A 20,408-nucleotide genomic window follows, 5' to 3' on the forward strand; every position below is an offset into this window, starting at 1 on the left:
TGATAGGCGGGACAGCCCTCATTTCGAAGAAATGGTTCAAAGGCTTCTTGAGGAATACTTTCAACTAAGTGATGGACATGAAAGGCAATATCATTTTTTTGTATATTTACCTCACAATCCAAAGGCAGAACTAATTGATTCATGTTATAATTTTTAAACATAAGGACCCTTCTTTCTGATTTGATTTGGTATGGTAACTTAATTGTATCAGAAGTGGTCCTTATTTTTCTCAAAAACAATCAAAGCCGGTGACATTTTACTCGTCGTAAAATGTCACCGGCTTTTTCATTTCAGAGGTGGGTTTTGTCCCAGCCTCTTTTGTTTGCTAATTTACTCATATCAGTCGCCTTCTATTTTACTCTTTATTCTTACCTTCCCTTGCTTTTTCCTCCTGGCTGACAAAGAAACTATGGACTGGTTTTGCCAGCTGTTTCATGCTTTTTTCGAAGCGATCAGTAAGGTGGGAGGCACGCTCGTAAACAACAGCCTTTAAATGATCTAATTGCCTGCTGATCTTTTCGGCGATTGCCTCCTGCCGGTGTAAGCGTTCCATTATCGACTTGCTTGCCTGTTCCTGTTCTTGAAGCTTCTTGTTTAATTCTTCTTTCAATTGCTCCTGCGTATTAAACTTTTTTTCAGCTTCCTCCGAAAATGATGCGAACTGCTGGTCTAACCGCTCCATTACTGTTGTATGAAATACTTCTTGTACATCAAGATTTTTGCTTAATTCTGCTTTCATTTCTTCCTGTACCTTAAAATTTGTTACGGCCTCTTCAGAGAATGCCTCGAATTTATCAAATTTACGGGATAGGGCCTGTGTTGCCGCTTCATGACAGGAAACCTGTTCAAAAATCTTCTGGTTTAACGGCTCTTGAATTTCAAGAGTTTCAAGAATCTCTTTATTTATTCCCTCCAGGACTGAAAGCCTTTTACTCAATAAATCGTTTTCCTTAGCGCGCTCATTTATCATTTCCAGAAAACCCGTTAAAAAAGCATCCTGCTTGTCAATCTTTGCCGCCAAATATCCTATATGATTATTTTGTTTGCCAGCAGCACTTTTTACAAGCTTACCCATATCAACAAATGAATCCTCTAGCTGTGTCTTCATATCTTCATAAGTTTCTGATAAGCGGGTATTAACAGTCTGCTGCTCTTTAATTACTTCCTGCAGGAAGTTGAGACGGTAAGTACCCTGATTGGTCACAGTATCTGAATGGCTTAGATAAAGCTTAGGGTTAGCATCTTCATTTAATTTTTGTGCCATAGGAACACTCCTCAGTTTCACCTTTTTTATAGCCTATGCCAGATCTTTTTGTGATGGGTGGGCAATGTCCTATAAAGCCTAAACATTTTTCAGTAAAGCATCCTTTAATTAAACAAACTTCGTAAATCGTAATAAAATGTTGCAAATAATTTAAAAAATAGTTAAATTATTAATTGTCAGTTAATCGGCAGGGATGTCAACCCTCTGACTACATAGGGAGTCAACCAAAAATACCTCTAAACAAAAAGAAGGAGAGGACAAAAGCATGAGGAAATTATCTTTTTTGCTTTCAGCAGCTACACTGACACTAATGCTGGGAGCATGCTCAAACGAAGAAGCTTCTAAAAAGGATGAAAAGGAAGAGGCGGCAGCTGAAACGACAGAGTCTGCTGATGAATCCAAAGAAGTTCGCTCAGCTTTGCTGAACTTTCAGGGAGAAGTGACAAAAGTAATCCGCAACACAGATGCAAACTTAACTGTTGAAGGTCAGGATCCAGCGGAGGCTGCTGCAGCATTTGAAAAGGACGCAAAAGCCGTATCTGTACCCGAGGAATTAACAGACTATACTGAGGATATTGAAGCTGCGATTGATAGCTTATCCCAATACTATGTTAAAAAAGCCGAGCTTATAAAAGCTGGGTCTGAAGATATGGCGGAAGCAGAGCCATTTAAAGAGGAATATATTGATTCCATGACGAAAGTTTTTGAAGAAGTGGAATTATCTCCACCTGCTTTTAAAAGTGTTTTTCAATAATTGTCAAAAAACAGCCCATTTTATGAATTGGGCTGTTTCCTTATTAAGGGACATCATGCCCCAATGAAGTTTGATAAATCTCAAACCACTGATCCCGGTTAAGTTTATAAGATAACGAACGGACAGCACGCTCAATTCTTTCTATCCTGCCGGACCCGGTGATTGGCATGATGCGGGCAGGATGGTTTAAGAGCCATGCAAATAAAACCTCATCAATATCTTGCGCTCCGATTTCTTCTGCTACTTTAAGTAATACAGTTCTTAGACGCTCAGGTTTTTCTTCAGTACTGCTGAAGATTTTTCCGCCGGCCAAGGGGGACCAGGCCATCGGAGCAATTCTTTTTTCCAGGCATAGATTTAATGTGCCATCCTCGAAATTCTCCAGTTGAAAGGCAGACAGCTCAATTTGGTTAGTAATCAGATCCATTTCAAGGTATGACTGAAGCATTGTGAAATGATGGCTTTTAAAATTCGAAACCCCAAAATGCCTAACCTTGCCGTCGTTCTTTAATGTTGCAAATGCATCAGCAACTTCTTCAGGATCCATAAATGGATCAGGACGATGAATGAGCAGTGTATCTATGTAATCTGTTTTCAAATTTTGCAACGACTTCTCAACAGAAGCAATTATATGTTCTTTTCCGGTATTGTAATGATGTGATTTATGCTCTGGCCGGTTTGGTGATTCGAGTACAATCCCGCATTTCGTAACAATTTCCATTTTTCTGCGGAGCCCCGGCTTTATCTCCAGTGCCCTCCCAAATAGGCTTTCACATGTATAACTTCCATAAATATCAGCGTGATCAAATGTCGTAATGCCCTGTTCAATACACTGTTCTATTAATGCGATTAACTCTTCATCTGAAAATTTCCAGTCTGCCAGTCTCCAGAGTCCATGGACAATTCTTGAAAACGACAGATCTTCCGCCATTTGTACTCTATCCAAACATATCATCTCCCCATTTTTAGTATAGTTATTATCTCTGATAATCTTAAGAATACCAAGCTAAACGACTGCAAAAACACAAGAAAATGAGGAAACTGTCAAGTTACCTCAGTGTTATACTCATATTTTCTGCAGCGGTTTAACCATATAAAGAACAACGGGTAAAAAAGGAAGGAACAGAATAATCCATCAGATTGTTTTTTGTAGAACTTTTTTCCCGGCTCAATAGCAAATCGGTTTACGATTTCTTTTGAAACGTTTACACTAAAGGTATACATAGTTGACAGCTGCATATTTAGCGATGCTGTTAAAAAAATTTTTGAATCTGAAAGGATGGATGAACGTGGGTATTTCTTTATCGAAAGGGCAAAAAATTGATTTAACAAAATCAAATCCCGGATTGTCTAAAGTAATAGTAGGACTTGGCTGGGATACGAATAAATATGATGGCGGCTTGGATTTTGACCTTGATGCCAGTGTTTTCTTATTAGATGCCAATGGCAAATGTGCATCAGATAAAGATTTTATTTTCTACAACCAGCTTGAAGGAGGCAATGGCTCAGTCGTACATACTGGAGATAACAGAACAGGTGAGGGAGATGGCGATGACGAACAAGTCAAAGTTAATCTTAGCGCTATTCCTGCAGCCATTGAGAAGGTTTCTTTTGTTATTACTATCCATGATGGCGAAGGACGCGGCCAGAACTTTGGACAGGTTTCTAATGCATTTGTTCGCATTGTCAATGAAGAAACAAATGAAGAATTAATCCGTTACGATTTAGGCGAAGATTTCTCAATTGAAACTGCCATTGTTGTAGGTGAATTATACCGTCACAATGGAGAATGGAAATTCTCTGCGGTTGGCTCAGGCTACCAGGGTGGACTTGCACGTATTGCAACCGACTTCGGATTGCAGGTAGGTTAAGTTCTATTTTGCCAGGCAGAGCTGCAGTGCTTTAACCTGGCTTTCTCATTAGGAAATATTTACAGCTAATCAGTCGTGAAAGAACGGAACTGTGTTATGAAGGAGTGAGTATCTTGGGTATTCAATTATCAAAGGGTCAAAGAATAGATTTGACCAAAACGAACCCCGGTCTGACGAAAGTCATAATCGGTCTGGGCTGGGACACAAACAAATATAGCGGCGGACATGATTTCGACCTTGATGCATCTGCATTTCTCGTTGATGAAAACAATAAATGTGCAAATGATCATGATTTTATTTTCTACAATAATCTTCAGCATCCAAGCGGGGCAGTTATTCACACTGGAGACAATCGGACAGGTGAAGGGGACGGTGATGATGAGCAGCTTGTTGTAGATTTCACCAAAATCCCTTCTCACGTCGATCGCATTGGCATAACGGTTACGATTCATGAGGCAGAATTAAGGCAGCAGAATTTCGGCCAGGTTTCCAATGCTTTCGTAAGATTAGTGGATGAATCCAATGATCAGGAGCTGCTTCGCTTTGATCTTGGAGAAGTTTTTTCGATCGAAACAGCCGTAGTTTTCTGTGAGTTATACCGAAATGGAAATGACTGGAAATTCAATGCCATTGGCAGCGGATTTTCAGGAGGTTTGGCGGCCCTATGCCGAAACTACGGACTGCAGGTTTAATTTTCACCTCAGACACTCGACTTATATCGGGTGTCTTTTTTGTGCATTTACAGAGCTTTGGCTAATTATCCCATACTTGAAAAAATGGCAAGTGGGAACAATAGGTTTGAGAAAAACCTTGAGAGGAAGGGATGCCGTATGTCACTAGAATGGTTTGACAGGGTAAGCGGTGAATTGCAGGACCATCTTGAATCCATTTGCAGCAAATATGATCAGATTGGCCATATGTCGGTTGACCGGGGTGCCAAGCATCCCAGAATGGAATTTTTCATTGAAACCGATGATAATGACCGAGAGTACTTTTGCACACTTTTCTTTGATCCGCATAATGAAGAGTTCTATGTAGAAGACTTTGACTTCGAACTTGGACATACTTCTAAAACCATGCTTTTTGATATTGAAGACATCATCGATACTGTCCATGAAAGCCTTCATGACTATATGAATGAGGCAGATGATGTTGAATTCGACCTTGAAGATAATGATGAAATTCATGCATCAGAAGAAGATTTTATCATCGCCGATGAATATGACTTCGGCGGCGAAGGAGATATCTTTGAAGAAGTGGATGTAGAGTGGGAAACTCCTGAAGTGACCGCCTTTTTCAAGGAAGATGAAGTGGAGGTAACTTATCAGTTTGGAGTAGTCCAGGAAACAGGTGATGGCGTTCTGCGCAGGGTTAATCGCATTTGGACAGATGATGAGGAAATGATCAAGGATGAAGATCACTTTATCTTCAGTAAAGAAGAGGCAAGCACAATCATTGCTATGATTGCAAGCCACATGGACTCAATCGGCGGGCATGAAGCAGATTATCTGTAATATAGAAGGATCAACAAGTGGCTATCAAGAATTCTTAGAGCCACTTGTTTTTTGATAATAATGCGATTTGCAGATGTCAAATACACTGTTTATTCAACAGCAGCACAAAAGTGCCTTATTTTTCAGTTAGTACTATTCAGGCTTGCCACACCCATAAACTAACTTAAAAGCAAGTGAAAAGAGGTGCTTTATGGGAATTCACGTCGTTCAGGCAGGCGATAGTCTTTGGAGCATTTCTCAAAAGTTTAATATTCCCATCCTGGATATAATAACGGCAAACGGGCTTGAGAATGGGTCTGGCATTATCCCTGGTTTAGCTCTATATATTCCGGAAGATGGACCTGTTATCAGGGTTTATCTTGTAAAACAGGAAGACACACTTTGGAGCATTTCCCAGCGCTTTCAGACATCCATTAATGCAATTTTGTCAGCAAATCCGGGGATCATTCCGGATAGGCTCTATATCGGCCAGAAATTAAACATCCCATCAGCACGAAAATTAGGTATGGTGACTCTTGGCTTCATTGTCCCGTATGATCCCGAAACATTTTTACCTGCTTTCAGGGAAACAGCGCAACATTTAACCTACATCGCCATTTCCTCTTACTCGCTGACAAAGGAAGGGTATGCCTATATAGTGCTTGACGATACAGCCGTATTGGCAGAAAGCAGGCGTTTGAATGTTATCCCTCTGCTGATGATCCGAAATCTTGCACAAGAGGAGTTTAATGCTGAATTAATTGGAGGAGTACTCGAAAGCCCAGTTTATAGAAGGAATTTAATCTTAAGCCTAATGAACTTTGTCAGCCTAAAAGGGTATGGAGGCATCAGTCTGGATTTTGAATTTATCCCGCCGCAAAGGCGCCAGGATTTCAATTCATTCATTAAAGAATTAAAAAATGCCTTAGGGCCAAAAGTTCTACATGTTAATGTACATGCTAAGACGGAAGATATCCCGACAAACCGGATAATAGGGGCATATGATTATAAAACCATTGGAGAGGTAGCAGATATTGTTGCAATAATGACTATGGATTACGGTTATCCCACAGGTCCTCCCAATCCCATCGCTCCAATATGGTGGGTCGAGGAGGTTATTAAATACTCAGCCACCCAGATTGAACCGAAAAAACTCCAAATCGCCTTGCCGTTATATGGCTATGACTGGAGAATAGCGGATAATTTGACCCGCTCATTTTCCATGCAAGCCATACAAAATTTAGCATTAAACAGAGGTGCGATTATTCAATTCGATGGGTATGCAGCATCACCCTGGTTCAGATACTGGAATGGAGCAGAAGAGCATGTGGCCTGGTTTGAAGATATCCGCAGCATTACTGAAAAATATAAATTAATTGACCAGTATAATCTATTAGGGATGACATACTGGCAATTGAGCTTGCGTTTTCCGCAAAACTGGGCATTTGTGGAGAGAAATTTTACAATTATATAGCCTATTCTAAAGTATTTCCTTCATTTCTTCTTCGAAATAAAACATTTTCGGATTCTCTTTAATTGTATACGTGTATTTTTTCATTTTCGCCACATAGCATGTTTTGTTGATTGTCACTTTTTCTCCTGTATCAACCAGAATCACTACTTCATTATGATCAAATTTATTTCTGCGCTTCACACTGATCCCTCTTTCGTTCATTCGATTAGGTGTTATTTTCATTATCTCATACTTCGGGAGAATTAACCTTAGATATAATTAAACATTCATTTTTTCTTTTGCATAATGGGAGGTAAATGCTATATTAGTCTAATTGAATATCTTAGTGAATAAAGGACGAGACAAATGACATCTACACATGGGCTTTTAAGAGCTTGGCAAAAGGCCATCCAGGCAGAGATTTCACACTTAAAAAAATATGGGAGCTCCCGCTGGTTAATATTAAATGGGCGTCTGCTTTCAAAATCAGATGCCTTTTTGTATTTTTTCGATACACCTTCAGTCATTAAAATACCAACTGGATCATCCATAAAAATAGACTGGGGAAGTAAGAGGGTGGAAGGAAGAATACTTTCTGCTGAAGGAAATAATGTCATTTTGGCATTAAAAGAGGATATTGGCAGCGACTTATCGGAGGCCTATTTGCTTCATGACCCATGGGAACTATTGGATCAGCTTTTTCAGCGCTTAGAGGACATAAAAGACAGCAAAAGAAAGAGAGCCAGAATTAAAAAATTGATGGATCCTTCAATGTCTCCCAGACATCCTGCTGATAAAGTAAAGAGCAGTACCCATGAACTGATATTACGTTCTAAATATAATCCAGTCACATACGTCTGGGGACCGCCAGGCACGGGAAAAACCTACACACTGGCACGTGTGGCTGCCAATAAATATTTTAAAGAACAAAATGTTCTCATTCTGGCCCATTCCAATCAGGCAATAGATGTCCTTATGGCAGAGATTTCTATTTTTGCATCAGGCAAAAGAACAATTGCTGATGGTGATCTGCTTCGCTACGGATCACAAATCGGTCCGTCATTGATCAATCATCCTTCATTAACAGCCGAATTTCTTTTAAATAAGCAGCACTCTAATCTTTCAGGGCAAAAAGCGGATCTAATGGAGGAACGCCGCCTGCTAAAACAGGATTTATCACGCTCATTCAGCCAAAGAGATTCAGATCAGCTAATTGAAATTGAAAAGAAGCTGTCGGGGGTGCTTGAAAAAATCAGGCAAAAGGAAATAGATTTTGTAAAAAACGCTTCCATTATTGGCACTACACTTGCAAAGGCAGCAAGTGACCCGGCAATTTATGAAAAAAATTTTGATCTGGTCATCATCGATGAAGCCAGCATGGCTTATGTTCCACAGGCTGCCTTTGCGGCTTCGCTAGGAAAAAGGGTAATCATCTGCGGGGATTTTAAACAGCTTCCTCCTATTGCTGCCTCAAAACATAAGCTGTCGGAAAAATGGCTGAGAGAGGATATCTTTCACCACTCAGGCGTGTCTGATGCAGTCAACGATGGACACTTGCATCCGCACCTTTTTCTATTAAAAGAACAGCGCCGTATGCACCCTGACATTTCCGCCTTTTCCAATAAACATATTTATCATTCACTTGTAGGTGACCACCCCGATGTATTGGCCGCCAGAGCGCCTATTGCAGCCTGCACACCTTTTCCAGGCAAAGCCTCGATCCTGATCAACACCTATGCATCAGGTGAATATGGCATAAAAGATGGCAGCTCAAATTCAAGAATCAATTTTTGGAATCTACTCCTTGGATTTCAGCTGATACATGAAGCTTACATAGGAGGAAGCAGGTCGATAGGATATGTCACACCTTACCGCGCACAGGCATTATTAATGGAACAGCTGATCGGCGAGCTATATGAAGAAGAAAGAGCATCTGCAGATATTATTGCGGCGACCGTTCACCGTTTTCAGGGGAGTGAACGGGATGTCATGATTTTTGACTCTGCCGATACCGCTCCACATGACAGAGCCGGAATGCTGCTGACTGGAAAAGATAGCGAAAGGCTTTTGAATGTTGCCATAACAAGAACTAAGGGGAAATTCATTCATATTTGCGATTTGCAATTTATACAAAGCAAAGTATTTAGAAACAAAACATGGCGGAAGCTTGCAGATCATCAAGCACACAATGGACAGGCCATTCATCCTGAACAAATTGGCAGATGGATAAAAAATCAGCATCCGCGCCTTCATTGGATGCATGCAAGAAAATTGGAGAAAGTGTATGAGGATATTTCAAAAGCCAAGAAGGAAATTATTATTTCACTGCCAAATGGAGAGGGATTGGGAAAAGAGTGGGAACAGGTACTTTCGAAAAGGCCTCCAAGAACTAAGCTGATCCTGCATGGAAAGCATGCGGTCCCTTTCATTTTTCCCGATGAGATATCAGCAATATGCCTCCCGTTCCCGTTCCTATTAATAGACGGACATATTCTGTGGCTTGGCATGCCGGCGGAGACCCATAAAAACGCCTTGCCGCCATATGTAGCAGCCAGGCTCCAGTCAGCAGCCGCAGGTTCATACCTTACATCTTTAATCAAATAAAAAGGCTCTTTTCGTATAAATTGTTGTTTTTCGCTTATTAATGTTGTCCGTTGATTGCAGCGAGAGGATGCTCAGCGAACCACGGGGCGGGCGGTGAGCCTCCTCGACGCTGCGCGTCTGTAAGGTCTCACCTGTCCCACTTCTCCCCGCACGAAGAAAATGCGAATGCATTTTCGAGGACTCGCACCTTCCGCTCCAATCAACTCAGTAAATATAATATAAATAGCAACAAACTTTGCGATAACAGCCAATAAAAAAGACGCCCATAAGGGCGTCTTTTTCTACGTATTGCGGCGACACAACTGCACTCCACATAGTGCATTGCCCAAACGGGCGTGTCTGTCGTCTTATGCAATTAGCTCATCGCTTAATTAATATAGCATGATTTCAAATAGAAAACAAGCCTTTTTTGCGGGCAGTCCCTTATGCTGAAAGTTGAAACTTTTTATACAGTTTGTTCGTTTAATATATAATAAAGGGAAATAATAAGGGAACTTAAAGAAATAGCGAAGGAGTCACCATGGAAAAATTTCAGCGTTACAAAGAAGCTTTTGCAGGATTTTGGCGCAAAAAGCACCTGACACAAATTTTGCTGCTTTTATCACTAACTATATTACTCTTAACCATTCTCTTTTTTGCGTTTCTTGCAGCTACAGCAAATGTGGAGACTTTAAAAGAGGGATTAAGACAATCAACTGTAGTTTACGATAAAGATGGAGATGCCGCTGCCAGTCTTGCGGAAAATAGAGCAGAGGGTGCAAATATTGAAGAATTGCCTGAACATGTGGGCAATGCAGTTATCGCGATTGAAGATGAACGCTTTTATAAGCATAACGGCTTTGATATAAAAGGGATTGCCAGAGCCTTCTTCGGCAACTTATTTGCCGGGGGCATAACGGGCGGAGGAAGTACTATTACCCAGCAGCTCGCCAAAAATGCTTTACTTTCACCTGAACAGACCTACAAGAGAAAAGCTGAAGAACTGTTCCTCGCAGTTGAAATCGAAAAAAATTATAAAAAAGATGAAATACTGCAAATGTATTTAAATCAGGTTTACTTCGGAAGTGGCTCATGGGGAATTGAACAGGCATCCAATAAGTATTTCAGCAAAACACCAAAGCAATTAACCATCAGCGAAAGTGCATTGCTTGCAGGATTGCTTCAATCGCCTTCTGCACTCGACCCATACAATCATTACGAACGGGCAATGAAAAGAAGGAATGTTGTCCTTGGGAAGATGAAAGAGCATAAATTCATCTCAGCAGATGAGTATGAGAATGCAGTGAACGAAAAGATTCAATTACAGGAAGGAACCCGAAGCAAGAATGAAAGGAAATACCCTTACTATGTTGATGCAGTACTTGATGAAGCAATAAATACGTACGGATTAACACAGGAAGAGATATTTACCAGAGGATATAAAATTTACACGGAAATGGATCAAAACCTGCAATCAAGCCTTGAAAAGGTATATCAAAAAGACTCAATCTTCCCGGCCGGCATGAATGGTCAAATTGTCCAGAGCGGTGCAGTCCTTCTTGATCCAGCGACAGGGGGAGTCAGAGGGCTGGTCGGCGGCAGAGGTGAACATGTTTTCCGAGGATTCAACAGGGCCACACACATCAAAGCCCAGCCCGGATCAACACTAAAGCCTTTAGCCGTTTACACACCTGCCCTTGAAGAAGGATACTCACCAACATCGATGCTGAAGGATGAACCCGTCACATACGGTGATTACACACCGGCTAACGCTTCAGGACAATATGCAGGCGAAGTATCTATGTATAAAGCTGTGGAAAACTCGATCAATGTACCGGCTGTATGGCTGCTTAATGAAATTGGACTGGAAAAAGGGCTGGATTCACTTGAAAGATTCGGCATTCCACTCGAAAAAGAAGATGAATATCTCGGAATTGCCCTGGGCGGAATGAGAAAGGGAATTTCACCTTTAAAGCTGGCCGAGGCATACGCGGCTTTCCCTAATGGCGGCAAACGCAACGATGCCCATTTAATTACGAAAATTGTAGGCCCGACCGGAAGCATCATTGCGGAACGCGACAAAAAAACAGTTAAAGTGACGACGAAAACCGTATCTAACCAGATGACTTCCATGCTTTTAAATGTAGTTGAAACCGGCACAGGTAGCGCTACGAAGATAGAAGGAGTTCAAATCGCCGGAAAAACGGGTTCAACCCAGCTCCCCTATAAAGACATTAACGGAACAAAGGATCAATGGTTTGTAGGCTATACACCGAATTTGGTTGGCGCTGTCTGGCTGGGGTACGACCATACTGACAGGGAACATTATTTGTCAAAAAGCAGTTCGGAGACAGCAGTCCCTGTTTTCAGATCAATAATGGAGTCAAGCCTGCCACACATGCAGGAGGGCGAATTTGCGACTAAATCGGTAAATGAAAAGCTCGAGAAAAAGGAATTAACAGAAGAAATTGGTAAAACCATTAAAGAACAAGCTGAAAAATTCGAAGGAAAACTGAGAGAGGATCTTCCAATCTGGAAGGAAAAATTGAGAGAAGGAAAGCAGGAGCTTGAAGATTTCGGCAGATTCCTGAAGGACAAATGGGATCAATTCAGCAATTGAATAAGCGTTAAATGGAGAATGGCTTACATAGCTATTCTCCTTTTTCTCTCCGCAGTTTTCACATGGTTTGTTGCTATTTATATATTATTTACAGAGTTGATTGGAGCTGAAGGTACGAGATCCTCGAAAATGCATTCGCATTTTCTTTGTGCGGTGTTTTTCCCGGGAAGCTTATTCAACGTCCTGCGGAAGTAGCGGGACAGGTGAGACCCCGCATACGCGAAGCGTCACGGAGGCTCACAGCCTGCCCCGCGATTCGCTGAGCATCCTGGACCGGAAATCAACGGGCAACATTAATAGGCGAAAACCAACAATTTATATAAAAAGAGCCTTTCTTTAAGAAAACTTTATACTGGAATAATTCAAGAAAACAGTGTAATCTAAGTATTTATAGCACTCACTAACAAAATGACAGCATTCGCTATCATAATGCTAGCTGTCAGACATTAATAGCCAGGAGGATTACAATGAGTGGAGAAACCCGTATTCAGCTTAATGTCCGCATATCAAAAGAGACTTCAAATAAGCTTGATGAAATTGTTGATTATTATCAGGAAAACACGAAACTCGGCAGGATATATAAAGGCGATGTGTTAACAGATATTATTGAAAAATCATATGAAGTAATGAATAAGCAAAAAAACCTCAATAAGAAATTCTAATTTATAGCTGGAGGGAGATTACATGAGGGATGTTAAACTGACCGATATCTATCAGCATCGGATCGCACAAAAGTATATCACTCGCTCCGGCATCGCTCATGCTATTGCCGTTGCCTATCATGCATTCCAAATTGCAAAGGAGATGGAAGTAGATGTTGACTCAGCAGCCAAAGCGGGCTTTATGCACGACATCGGCCATTATACCTGGTACAAAAACGGAAAGTGGGATTATGACCTATACAGGCAGAATGACATTCATGCCATTAAAGGTGCCGAGCGGGCACATAAACTCCTGATCAGACTTGGCGAAAACCCGATCAAAGCAAAGGAAATTGCCTTGGCCATCCTTTTTCACACGGATTCATTTCTGCCTGGAGGAGAAGTTGTCAGAACCCCGCTGCAATCCCTGGTCAAACTGGCAGATGAAAAAGATGAAGAACCCGGTGGAGCTCATCACTATCGAGAACTTGATTTTGAGCGAGCTATGAACAGCCTCGAAATACTCGATAATAAGATTGATCATTACCTTGAGAAAAAAGAAGAATAACCTGCATTTCTGTCATGTTTTGCGCTTCCCCAGGAAATTCAGTTTTAATTTTTTGAAGGGAAGCGCATGTTTCATGAAGAATTATAATTTATAGCGATGATCATGTTTTTGAATTATTATGTGCAGGGATGGTGTTGCGGCAGTGAGGGCAAGGACACGAAGACAACAGTCATTAAATGTGGAAGAAATAAAATTTAGAGTAACAACTGTATTTCTGCATCTATCATTTTATGCAATGATTATATTTATCTTAATACTGTTTTTGGAGTTATTTGGTTAACGTACATAGAAAAATCCCGGGTAAAGCCAGCTTCTTTCCCGGGAACTGGTCTAGGACTTTGTCAAAACACCTTTTTCAGATAAATATTCTTCCACTTCTATAAAATCATTTACCGGAACAAACCTTATGCCCCTTTCCCGGAGAAGGTCCTGAAGCCCTTTTTTGGCAAAGGTAATATCAGCATGCTCTGCAGGGTGGGAGTCCGGTTCACTATCCCCCATAAAAAATACAGTTTCATATTCCTTCTGCAAGTCCTGAATGACCTTCGATTTATCAATGCCATATTGTTCATGATAATGCTGATGATTTTTATCAATATTCATATGAACATTCTTCTCATGGTAATATCCTTCATTCGAAAAGACCTTAACATCTTTAATACCATACTTCTTTAAGATGTGATGGATGTAATAGTCTGTGCCTGCACTTAAAATATAAAAATCTCCGCCATCCTGCTGTATCCTTTCAATAAACTCAGGAACATATTCATCTATTTCAATGGAATAAATATCGCTGATAATTTGTTCCTCATCCTGATTAATGGATGTGAAGACCTTATCCAAAAAGTCAATATCCTTAATCTCTCCAGCCTTCCATTTGGGCATCAGCTTGCGCCCCTCCGGAAAATATTTATCCATCATAATCAGATAAAAGTCTCTTTTAGAAATCGTTCCATCAAAATCCGAGACAAAAGCCCATTTTTTCATTTTAAAACCTCCAATAAGACATTTCTTCCTTTTAATCTATCTTAACTTTACCCTTTGTTTTTTATGTTCAATCAGGGAAAAAACGGCTTATGATTTTATTCCTGATGAGATTAATGGTATTATTAATTTGATTTTTACATAAGGAGATGATTAGTATGGCAGAAAAAGGATACATATTAATGAAAAACGGTGAAAAGATTGAATTTGAACTATATCCTGAAGCAGCACCAGGGACAGTTGAAAATTTCAAAAAACTTATAAATGAAGGCTACTATAATGGCTTGAATTTCCATCGTGTAATTCCTGGATTTGTAAGTCAGGGAGGCTGCCCGAACGGAACAGGCACTGGGGGTCCAGGGTACACAATCAAGTGTGAAACAGAAGGAAACCCTCATAAGCATGTAGAAGGATCTCTTTCTATGGCACACGCGGGCCGCGATACGGGCGGAAGCCAGTTCTTTATCGTTCATGAGCCACAGCCTCACTTAAATGGAGTTCACACTGTTTTTGGAAAAGTTACTTCCGGCATGGAAGCAGTTAAAGCAATGAGCAATGGCGATGTTATGGAGAAAGTTGAAATTCTTGAAGGATAATCAGTTTTAAAAGAGCCTTTAGGGGCTCTTTTTGTTTTTTACCAGACTATTTAGGTAAAATGAATATAGCTTGCAATATCGGAAGGATGGTTATATGGAGCCTATTAAAGACCATTTGAAAGAAAATCTTGATTTGCTTTTTGTCGGTTTCAATCCAAGCATTCGATCTGGAGAGACAGGCCACCATTTTGCAAACCCAAATAACCGCTTTTGGAAAATTCTTCATGAGTCACGCTTAACTCCCCGTAAATACACCGCAGCGGAAGATTATAAATTATTGGAATTGGGCTATGGAATGACAAACATTGTCGCGAGGCCTACTAAAGCAGCTGATGAAATAACCAGGGAAGAATATAAAGAAGGCAGAGAAGATTTAATAAAAAAAATCTCTGAACTTAAACCAAAAGTCGTTTGCTTTGTTGGGAAAGGCGTATATCAGGAATACAGCCGCAAAAAAAAGCTGCCATGGGGAATTCAGGAGAAATCAGTAGTTCCCGGCACTATCGATTTTGTTGCACCTTCATCTTCAGGGCTGGTGAGAATGAAAATTGATGAAATTATTCAAATCTATGCAGAGATTCCGAAGCTGTTAAAGACTCTTTAATTCAGCAGACTGCCATTTATAGTCCAATTTTCACAAATTTTGCCTTTTTATCCCGCAAATTCTATTAAAGATCACTACCATTGATACTGTCGTTAAATAGTCAGAATTGTTAAAATGTAGTTAACATCAGGAACCGGCTCTAATTAATCTCTTAAGGAGGGAAAGAAATGGAGCAAAATGTTCGTGTCATTCCTTATCAGGTGATTCAGCAGGAAGAGGATGTTACTGAAGTTCCAAGTGGCGTAGAGCTGATTCAAGCGCCAAAAGTTTGGAGTGAATCAAAAGGAAAAGGAATCAAAGTAGCTGTACTTGACACGGGGTGCGACATTAGCCATCCTGATCTGAAAGACCGTGTAGTAGGCGGCCGTAACTTTACTGACGATGATAAAAGCGATCCAAATAGTTTCAAGGACTATAACGGGCACGGAACACATGTGGCAGGGACTATTGCTGCCCATGAAAATGATGCCGGTGTGATTGGTGTAGCTCCTGAAGCTGATCTCCTTATTGTAAAGGTCTTAAATAAAAATGGTTCCGGACAATACGAATGGATTATTAAAGGCATCCATTATGCCATCGAGCAAAATGCAGATATCATCTCCATGTCGCTTGGAGGTCCGGCAGATGTTCCGGAGCTGCATGATGCGATTAAAACTGCTGTAAATAAGAATATCCTTGTTGTGTGTGCAGCCGGAAATGAAGGGGATGGGGATGACTCGACCGATGAGTTTGCTTATCCAGGCTGCTATAATGAAGTGATTAGTGTTGGGGCTATTAACCTCGAAAGGGATTCTTCCGAATTTACAAACTCTCATAATGAAATAGATTTAGTGGCGCCGGGAGAAGGGATACTTTCTACCTTTCTGAACGGCGAGTACGCAACCCTCAGCGGTACGTCAATGGCCGCCCCGCATGTTTCCGGGGCTTTGGCCTTAATCAAGGAATTTTCAAACAGACAGTTTGAAAGAAAGCTTACAGAACCCGAGCTTTATGCTCAATTGATCAGAAGGACGGTTCCGCTTGGCAACTCTCCAAAACTTGAAGGAAACGGACTCGTATATTTAACCGTTCCAGAGCATTTAGCCGGAATTTTTGACCAGGAGTTCAAATCGACGGTTCTTAATGCCATATGATTAAAGTGACTAGTATAGCAGCGGAATGGGCAGAGGCTCAGTCAAGGTATATTGAAAGTGTACAGAATGAACCCTACTATAATCCTGAAGAGGATATTATTAATCAAGAGAATTACTACCCAACCCTTGATTTTGAGAAAGAGGATCTCCCGGAACAGGTTCATTACCTGTTGGTTCAAAGCCATGACAGGCAATTAAATTATTCACCTCACCAATACGTATATCCCTGGGTGGACCTGCAGGAGAACCTGAAACTTAAAAGCTTGTATTCAGGTAAGGGGATGGATCCTCTTAAAGCGATAGACCAGGATCTCAAACTTCTGCAGACTATTCGTGAAAGTGGTTTTCACAGTAATGGAAGAGAACTATTTAACACTGAGCATGTCGTCCCGCAATCATGGTTTGATGGAAGACAGCCAATGAAAGGGGATTTGCATCATCTTTTTGCCTGTGAGCCGGCATGCAATAGTATGAGAAGCAATTTTCCCTACTTTGATTTTGAAGCCTATGTCCCGGAAATGGAGGCGGCAGGCGTCAGGAATGGCTGTGGAATGGCAGAACTGAAGAAGTTTGAGCCGGAATATGGAAAAGGGATTGTCGCAAGAGCTGTATTCTATTTCGCTGTCAGATATAAAAAAGAACTTTTATTGGACAAGAAGATGGATATGCAGACTTTGCTGAAATGGCATGAAGATAATCCGGTGACTATATATGAAAAGCATAGGAATGCTGCCATTCAATCTCTTCAGGGGAACAGAAACCCCTTTATTGATTTTCCTGAGCATGCAAAGAGAATGCTGGGATAATGAACAAACCCGTCTGAACTCAGGCGGGTTTGTTTTATAATAAAAAAAGAAGGAGGAGTTATTACACGTGCAGCCATTTACAGAAAAAGTGATAAAAATTATTCAAAATATCCCAAGAGGAAAAGTCATGACATACGGACAAATCGCAAGGCTTGCCGGGAGCCCCCTGGGAGCAAGACAGGTGGTCCGGATTCTTCATACTCAAAGTGAAAAGCATCAGCTCCCGTGGCATCGCGTTGTGAACGGGAAAGGGGAAATTGGGTTTAGAGACAGTGAATGGCATGACATTCAAAGAGAACTATTAGAAAATGAAGGGATACAATTTAATATAAATAAAAGAATAGATTTACAGGAATTCGTCCATGAATCTTCAAAATCGATATAAAGAAGCGGGCATCCAATCGGAAGCCACGCCTCTTTATAATCAAATATACCTAATTTGTTTTTGAAGCATATTCCTCAATCATCTCAGCTGTAACATACTTTCTTGCAGGTATTATGCCCTGTTTGGATAGTTCATTTATCTCAGCAGTTACTTCATTTATCTTATCTGCAGAAAAAGGAAGTCCCCTCCTGCAAAGATCCAATGCTTGTTCAATATAATACTCTCGCTGCTGATCCAAGGCAGCAAACCTCGTGATTATCTTATTTTGCTTTCCAACATGTTCAGATATTGCTTTATGTACACTCATTCTTTCCACCCCTTATAAAATTCACCTTTTTATATCATACCATTTTTTCTAAAAGTTTCTAAGAATAAATATTCTTGCTGGAATAATATTTTATTTAGTAAAAATAGAAAAAAACAGTGATCCCACATAACTTGTACTGTAGAGAATAAAATAGTTAAGCAAGCAAAAAAATGAATCTTTTTCCTCATTATGGAAATAAAGGGAACTCACCTTTCTAAGAAGAAATGGTAATAAAACAATGGAAGGTGGCTTAATACATATGAAAAAGAGTGTAAAAATGTATATCAGTTTATTGCTGGTATTTATGCTGGCACTTGTTCCTTTAGCCCAGCACGAATCTCCTCATGTACAGGCAACAGAAGAAGGCAGTGAACTTGTACAGCAACTGAACCAATTGCTGAATAATGATCCTATACTCCAGGGAGGCCTTGCAGGAGTCAGTATCCGAAATGCAAAAACCGGCGAGCTAGTGTATGACCACATAGGTGATGTGCGTTTGCGGCCGGCGTCTAATATGAAGCTCCTTACAGCGGCTGCCGCTCTTGAAACGCTGGGTAAAAATTATCAGTTCACCACAGAACTTCTCCACACAGGCTCAATAAAGGGGAAGACACTGCAGGGTGACTTGATATTAAAAGGAAAAGGAGACCCAACTCTTTTAAAGGAAGATTTTGATGCATTTGCCGCTAAAGTAAAGGAAGCAGGCATAAAGGTTGTTCATGGCAACCTGATCGGTGATGACACCTGGTATGATGATGTGCGTTATTCAACCGATCTGTCATGGAGCGACGAATCCTGGTATTATGGCGGACAAGTCTCAGCACTTACTGCCTCCCCAAATGAGGATTATGACGCGGGCACAGTCATTGTAGAAGTATATCCTGCAGAAAAAGCCGGGCACGAACCGATTGTAAAAATGGTCCCGGAAACAGACTACATAAAAATCGTTAATAATGCGAAAACCGCTGCTAAAGGGGGAAAGAATAATATCCATATTGAAAGAGATCACGGGACGAATACCGTTACAATAGAAGGAGAAATCCCAGTTGAAGGAAGCCGTTCAAGGGAATGGATCTCTGTATGGGAGCCGACTGGCTATGCATTGGATCTATTAAAGCGTTCTCTCGCTGAACAAGGGATAAAATTGAAAGGGAAAACAGTAGCAGGCACTGCCCCTGAAAGAGCAAAGCTGTTTGCTGAACATAAATCCATGCCGCTTAAAGAACTTTTTATTCCTTTTATGAAACTAAGCAATAATGGCCATGCAGAAACATTAATCAAGGAAATGGGCAAGGTTGTCAAAGGGGAAGGCAGCTGGGAAAAAGGGCTTGAAGTATTGGAAGAACAGGTGAAGGCCTTTGGAATGAATGAGGAAACTCTCGTGCTCCGGGACGGTTCCGGGATTTCACATGTAAACTTAATTCCGGCCAACGAAATCTCTAAACTTCTTTTTGAAGTCCAGGACGAAGAATGGTTCTCTTCTTATTTGAACTCATTGCCGATTGCCGGCGACACAGACCGAATGGTAGGGGGTACTCTAAGAAATCGCATGAAAAATTCCAATGCAGCCGGGAATGTCAAAGCAAAAACTGGTTCCATCTCGACTGTCAGTTCGTTATCAGGTTATGTTAGAACATCCAGTGGGGATGAGCTTGTTTTTTCCATTATTTTGAACAACCTAACTGAAAGTGACAAAGGAAAAGTGATTGAAGACAAAATTGCTACATTGCTAGCCGATCAATAAACTCAATAAACTGCAAAAAAGGGCAGTATACCGACTTGACGGAATACTTGCCCTTTTTTTATGCCTTACTCTGCTTTTGCTGCCTGTATTTGAAGGTCAATTTTCACTTTATCTCCAACAAGGACTCCCCCTGTTTCAAGCGCTGAATTCCAGGTTAACCCGTAGTCGCTTCTTTTGATAGCGCCGGCTGCTGTAAAGCCAACTTTTTCATTTCCCCATGGATCTTTGCCTGATCCTTCATATGTCACAGCAAAGGTCTCTGTTTTTGTTACACCATGAATCGTAAGATCGCCTGTTACATCATATTCATTGTCACCCTTGCTTACAATGTCTGTTGAAGTAAATGTCATTTTCGGATGGTTCTCTACATCAAAAAAGTCTGAAGAACGGAGGTGATTATCGCGATCTTCATTTCGTGTATCTACACTAGAAAGTTCAACATTAAATGTAATATCCGCAGTTGTTAAATCTGCAGGATCTGCTGTAATTTCAGCATCAAAGCTATTAAAGCTGCCTTTCACGTTTGCGATCATCATATGCTTGATAGAAAAGTCCACACTGCTGTGTGCTGGATCAACTGCCCATTTAGTTTTTGTCATTTT

The 20,408-nt window shown here is 40.8% G+C and carries 21 protein-coding genes and 1 pseudogene; 15 read left to right on the plus strand and 7 right to left on the minus strand.

From position 1 onward, the window contains the following. Both M3205_RS04925 and M3205_RS04930 read right to left on the minus strand, forming a co-directional pair. A pseudogene (locus M3205_RS04925) lies at nucleotides 1-161 on the minus strand (IS5/IS1182 family transposase); the annotation flags it as partial. Between the two features lie 194 nt (nucleotides 162-355). Further along, nucleotides 356-1,264: a hypothetical protein gene (locus M3205_RS04930; protein WP_251168890.1), complete on the minus strand. Its 909-nt coding sequence runs from the start codon at nucleotides 1,262-1,264 to the stop codon at nucleotides 356-358. 265 nt (nucleotides 1,265-1,529) lie between these two features. Between M3205_RS04930 and M3205_RS04935 the strand changes: the two genes are divergently transcribed. Beyond that, nucleotides 1,530-2,018, plus strand: coding sequence for a hypothetical protein (locus tag M3205_RS04935; protein ID WP_251168891.1), 489 nt, complete (start codon nucleotides 1,530-1,532; stop codon nucleotides 2,016-2,018). Nucleotides 2,019-2,061: 43 nt separating this feature from the next. On the opposite strand, the gene M3205_RS04940 is transcribed toward M3205_RS04935, so the two are convergent. Further along, nucleotides 2,062-2,964 carry an aldo/keto reductase gene (locus M3205_RS04940; protein WP_251168892.1) on the minus strand — a complete coding sequence of 301 codons (903 nt, stop codon included), beginning with the start codon at nucleotides 2,962-2,964 and terminating at the stop codon, nucleotides 2,062-2,064. A 343-nt stretch (nucleotides 2,965-3,307) separates the two neighbouring features. On the opposite strand from M3205_RS04940, the gene M3205_RS04945 reads away from it, so the two are divergent. From M3205_RS04945 to M3205_RS04960, 4 genes are all read left to right on the plus strand, one after another. Next, entirely contained in the window at nucleotides 3,308-3,889 is a 582-nt protein-coding gene (locus M3205_RS04945; protein ID WP_251168893.1) for a TerD family protein, read from the plus strand. 113 nt (nucleotides 3,890-4,002) lie between these two features. Continuing rightward, nucleotides 4,003-4,581: a TerD family protein gene (locus tag M3205_RS04950; protein ID WP_251168894.1), complete on the plus strand. Its 579-nt coding sequence runs from the start codon at nucleotides 4,003-4,005 to the stop codon at nucleotides 4,579-4,581. Nucleotides 4,582-4,719: 138 nt separating this feature from the next. After that, nucleotides 4,720-5,403 carry a hypothetical protein gene (locus M3205_RS04955; protein ID WP_251168895.1) on the plus strand — a complete coding sequence of 228 codons (684 nt, stop codon included), beginning with the start codon at nucleotides 4,720-4,722 and terminating at the stop codon, nucleotides 5,401-5,403. Nucleotides 5,404-5,593: 190 nt separating this feature from the next. After that, nucleotides 5,594-6,856 carry a glycoside hydrolase family 18 protein gene (locus M3205_RS04960; protein ID WP_251168896.1) on the plus strand — a complete coding sequence of 421 codons (1,263 nt, stop codon included), beginning with the start codon at nucleotides 5,594-5,596 and terminating at the stop codon, nucleotides 6,854-6,856. Nucleotides 6,857-6,862: 6 nt separating this feature from the next. Here the strand turns inward: M3205_RS04960 and M3205_RS04965 are convergent, their stop codons facing one another. Further along, the gene (locus tag M3205_RS04965; protein ID WP_251168978.1) at nucleotides 6,863-7,078 is read right to left on the minus strand and encodes a hypothetical protein; all 216 of its coding nucleotides are present in this window, start codon (nucleotides 7,076-7,078) and stop codon (nucleotides 6,863-6,865) included. A 123-nt stretch (nucleotides 7,079-7,201) separates the two neighbouring features. Between M3205_RS04965 and M3205_RS04970 the strand changes: the two genes are divergently transcribed. The 4 genes from M3205_RS04970 to M3205_RS04985 all read left to right on the plus strand — a co-directional run bounded on the left by M3205_RS04970 (nucleotide 7,202) and on the right by M3205_RS04985 (nucleotide 13,247). Next, entirely contained in the window at nucleotides 7,202-9,439 is a 2,238-nt protein-coding gene (locus tag M3205_RS04970; protein WP_251168897.1) for a DEAD/DEAH box helicase, read from the plus strand. 520 nt (nucleotides 9,440-9,959) lie between these two features. After that, entirely contained in the window at nucleotides 9,960-12,038 is a 2,079-nt protein-coding gene (locus M3205_RS04975) for a transglycosylase domain-containing protein (protein ID WP_251168898.1), read from the plus strand. A 467-nt stretch (nucleotides 12,039-12,505) separates the two neighbouring features. Further along, nucleotides 12,506-12,700 (plus strand): hypothetical protein, encoded by a 195-nt coding sequence (locus M3205_RS04980; RefSeq protein WP_048010032.1) that lies wholly within the window; start codon nucleotides 12,506-12,508, stop codon nucleotides 12,698-12,700. Between the two features lie 22 nt (nucleotides 12,701-12,722). Further along, entirely contained in the window at nucleotides 12,723-13,247 is a 525-nt protein-coding gene (locus M3205_RS04985) for an HD domain-containing protein (RefSeq protein WP_251168899.1), read from the plus strand. A 330-nt stretch (nucleotides 13,248-13,577) separates the two neighbouring features. Here the strand turns inward: M3205_RS04985 and M3205_RS04990 are convergent, their stop codons facing one another. Beyond that, nucleotides 13,578-14,234 (minus strand): MtnX-like HAD-IB family phosphatase, encoded by a 657-nt coding sequence (locus M3205_RS04990; protein WP_251168900.1) that lies wholly within the window; start codon nucleotides 14,232-14,234, stop codon nucleotides 13,578-13,580. Between the two features lie 155 nt (nucleotides 14,235-14,389). Between M3205_RS04990 and M3205_RS04995 the strand changes: the two genes are divergently transcribed. The 5 genes from M3205_RS04995 (at nucleotide 14,390) to M3205_RS05015 (ending at nucleotide 17,755) form a co-directional block, all read left to right on the plus strand. Further along, a complete protein-coding gene (locus M3205_RS04995) occupies nucleotides 14,390-14,827 on the plus strand; it encodes a peptidylprolyl isomerase (protein ID WP_251168901.1) in 438 nt (145 codons plus the stop codon). 94 nt (nucleotides 14,828-14,921) lie between these two features. Continuing rightward, nucleotides 14,922-15,431 carry a mismatch-specific DNA-glycosylase gene (locus M3205_RS05000; protein WP_251168902.1) on the plus strand — a complete coding sequence of 170 codons (510 nt, stop codon included), beginning with the start codon at nucleotides 14,922-14,924 and terminating at the stop codon, nucleotides 15,429-15,431. A 167-nt stretch (nucleotides 15,432-15,598) separates the two neighbouring features. Next, nucleotides 15,599-16,564 (plus strand): S8 family peptidase, encoded by a 966-nt coding sequence (locus M3205_RS05005; RefSeq protein ID WP_251168903.1) that lies wholly within the window; start codon nucleotides 15,599-15,601, stop codon nucleotides 16,562-16,564. Continuing rightward, the gene (locus M3205_RS05010; protein ID WP_251168904.1) at nucleotides 16,561-17,370 is read left to right on the plus strand and encodes an endonuclease I family protein; all 810 of its coding nucleotides are present in this window, start codon (nucleotides 16,561-16,563) and stop codon (nucleotides 17,368-17,370) included. The genes M3205_RS05005 and M3205_RS05010 overlap by 4 nt, the downstream gene beginning before the upstream one ends. A gap of 67 nt (nucleotides 17,371-17,437) precedes the next feature. Continuing rightward, entirely contained in the window at nucleotides 17,438-17,755 is a 318-nt protein-coding gene (locus M3205_RS05015) for an MGMT family protein (RefSeq protein WP_251168905.1), read from the plus strand. A 49-nt stretch (nucleotides 17,756-17,804) separates the two neighbouring features. On the opposite strand, the gene M3205_RS05020 is transcribed toward M3205_RS05015, so the two are convergent. Continuing rightward, complete coding sequence (locus tag M3205_RS05020) at nucleotides 17,805-18,062, minus strand: YpbS family protein (RefSeq protein ID WP_095242729.1); 258 nt, start codon at nucleotides 18,060-18,062, stop codon at nucleotides 17,805-17,807. A 259-nt stretch (nucleotides 18,063-18,321) separates the two neighbouring features. Here M3205_RS05020 and dacB point away from each other — a divergent pair, with 259 nt between their 5' ends. Beyond that, on the plus strand, nucleotides 18,322-19,806 hold the full coding sequence (dacB, locus tag M3205_RS05025; protein WP_251168906.1) for a D-alanyl-D-alanine carboxypeptidase/D-alanyl-D-alanine endopeptidase: 1,485 nt from the start codon (nucleotides 18,322-18,324) through the stop codon (nucleotides 19,804-19,806). A gap of 65 nt (nucleotides 19,807-19,871) precedes the next feature. Here dacB and M3205_RS05030 read toward each other — a convergent pair whose 3' ends face one another. After that, nucleotides 19,872-20,405, minus strand: a complete 534-nt coding sequence (locus tag M3205_RS05030) for a YceI family protein (RefSeq protein WP_251168907.1) — start codon at nucleotides 20,403-20,405, stop codon at nucleotides 19,872-19,874. Nucleotides 20,406-20,408: the final 3 nt, after the last annotated feature.

It is taken from the genome of Cytobacillus firmus, assembly GCF_023715565.1.
Taxonomy (GTDB): domain Bacteria; phylum Bacillota; class Bacilli; order Bacillales; family Cytobacillaceae; genus Cytobacillus; species Cytobacillus firmus_C.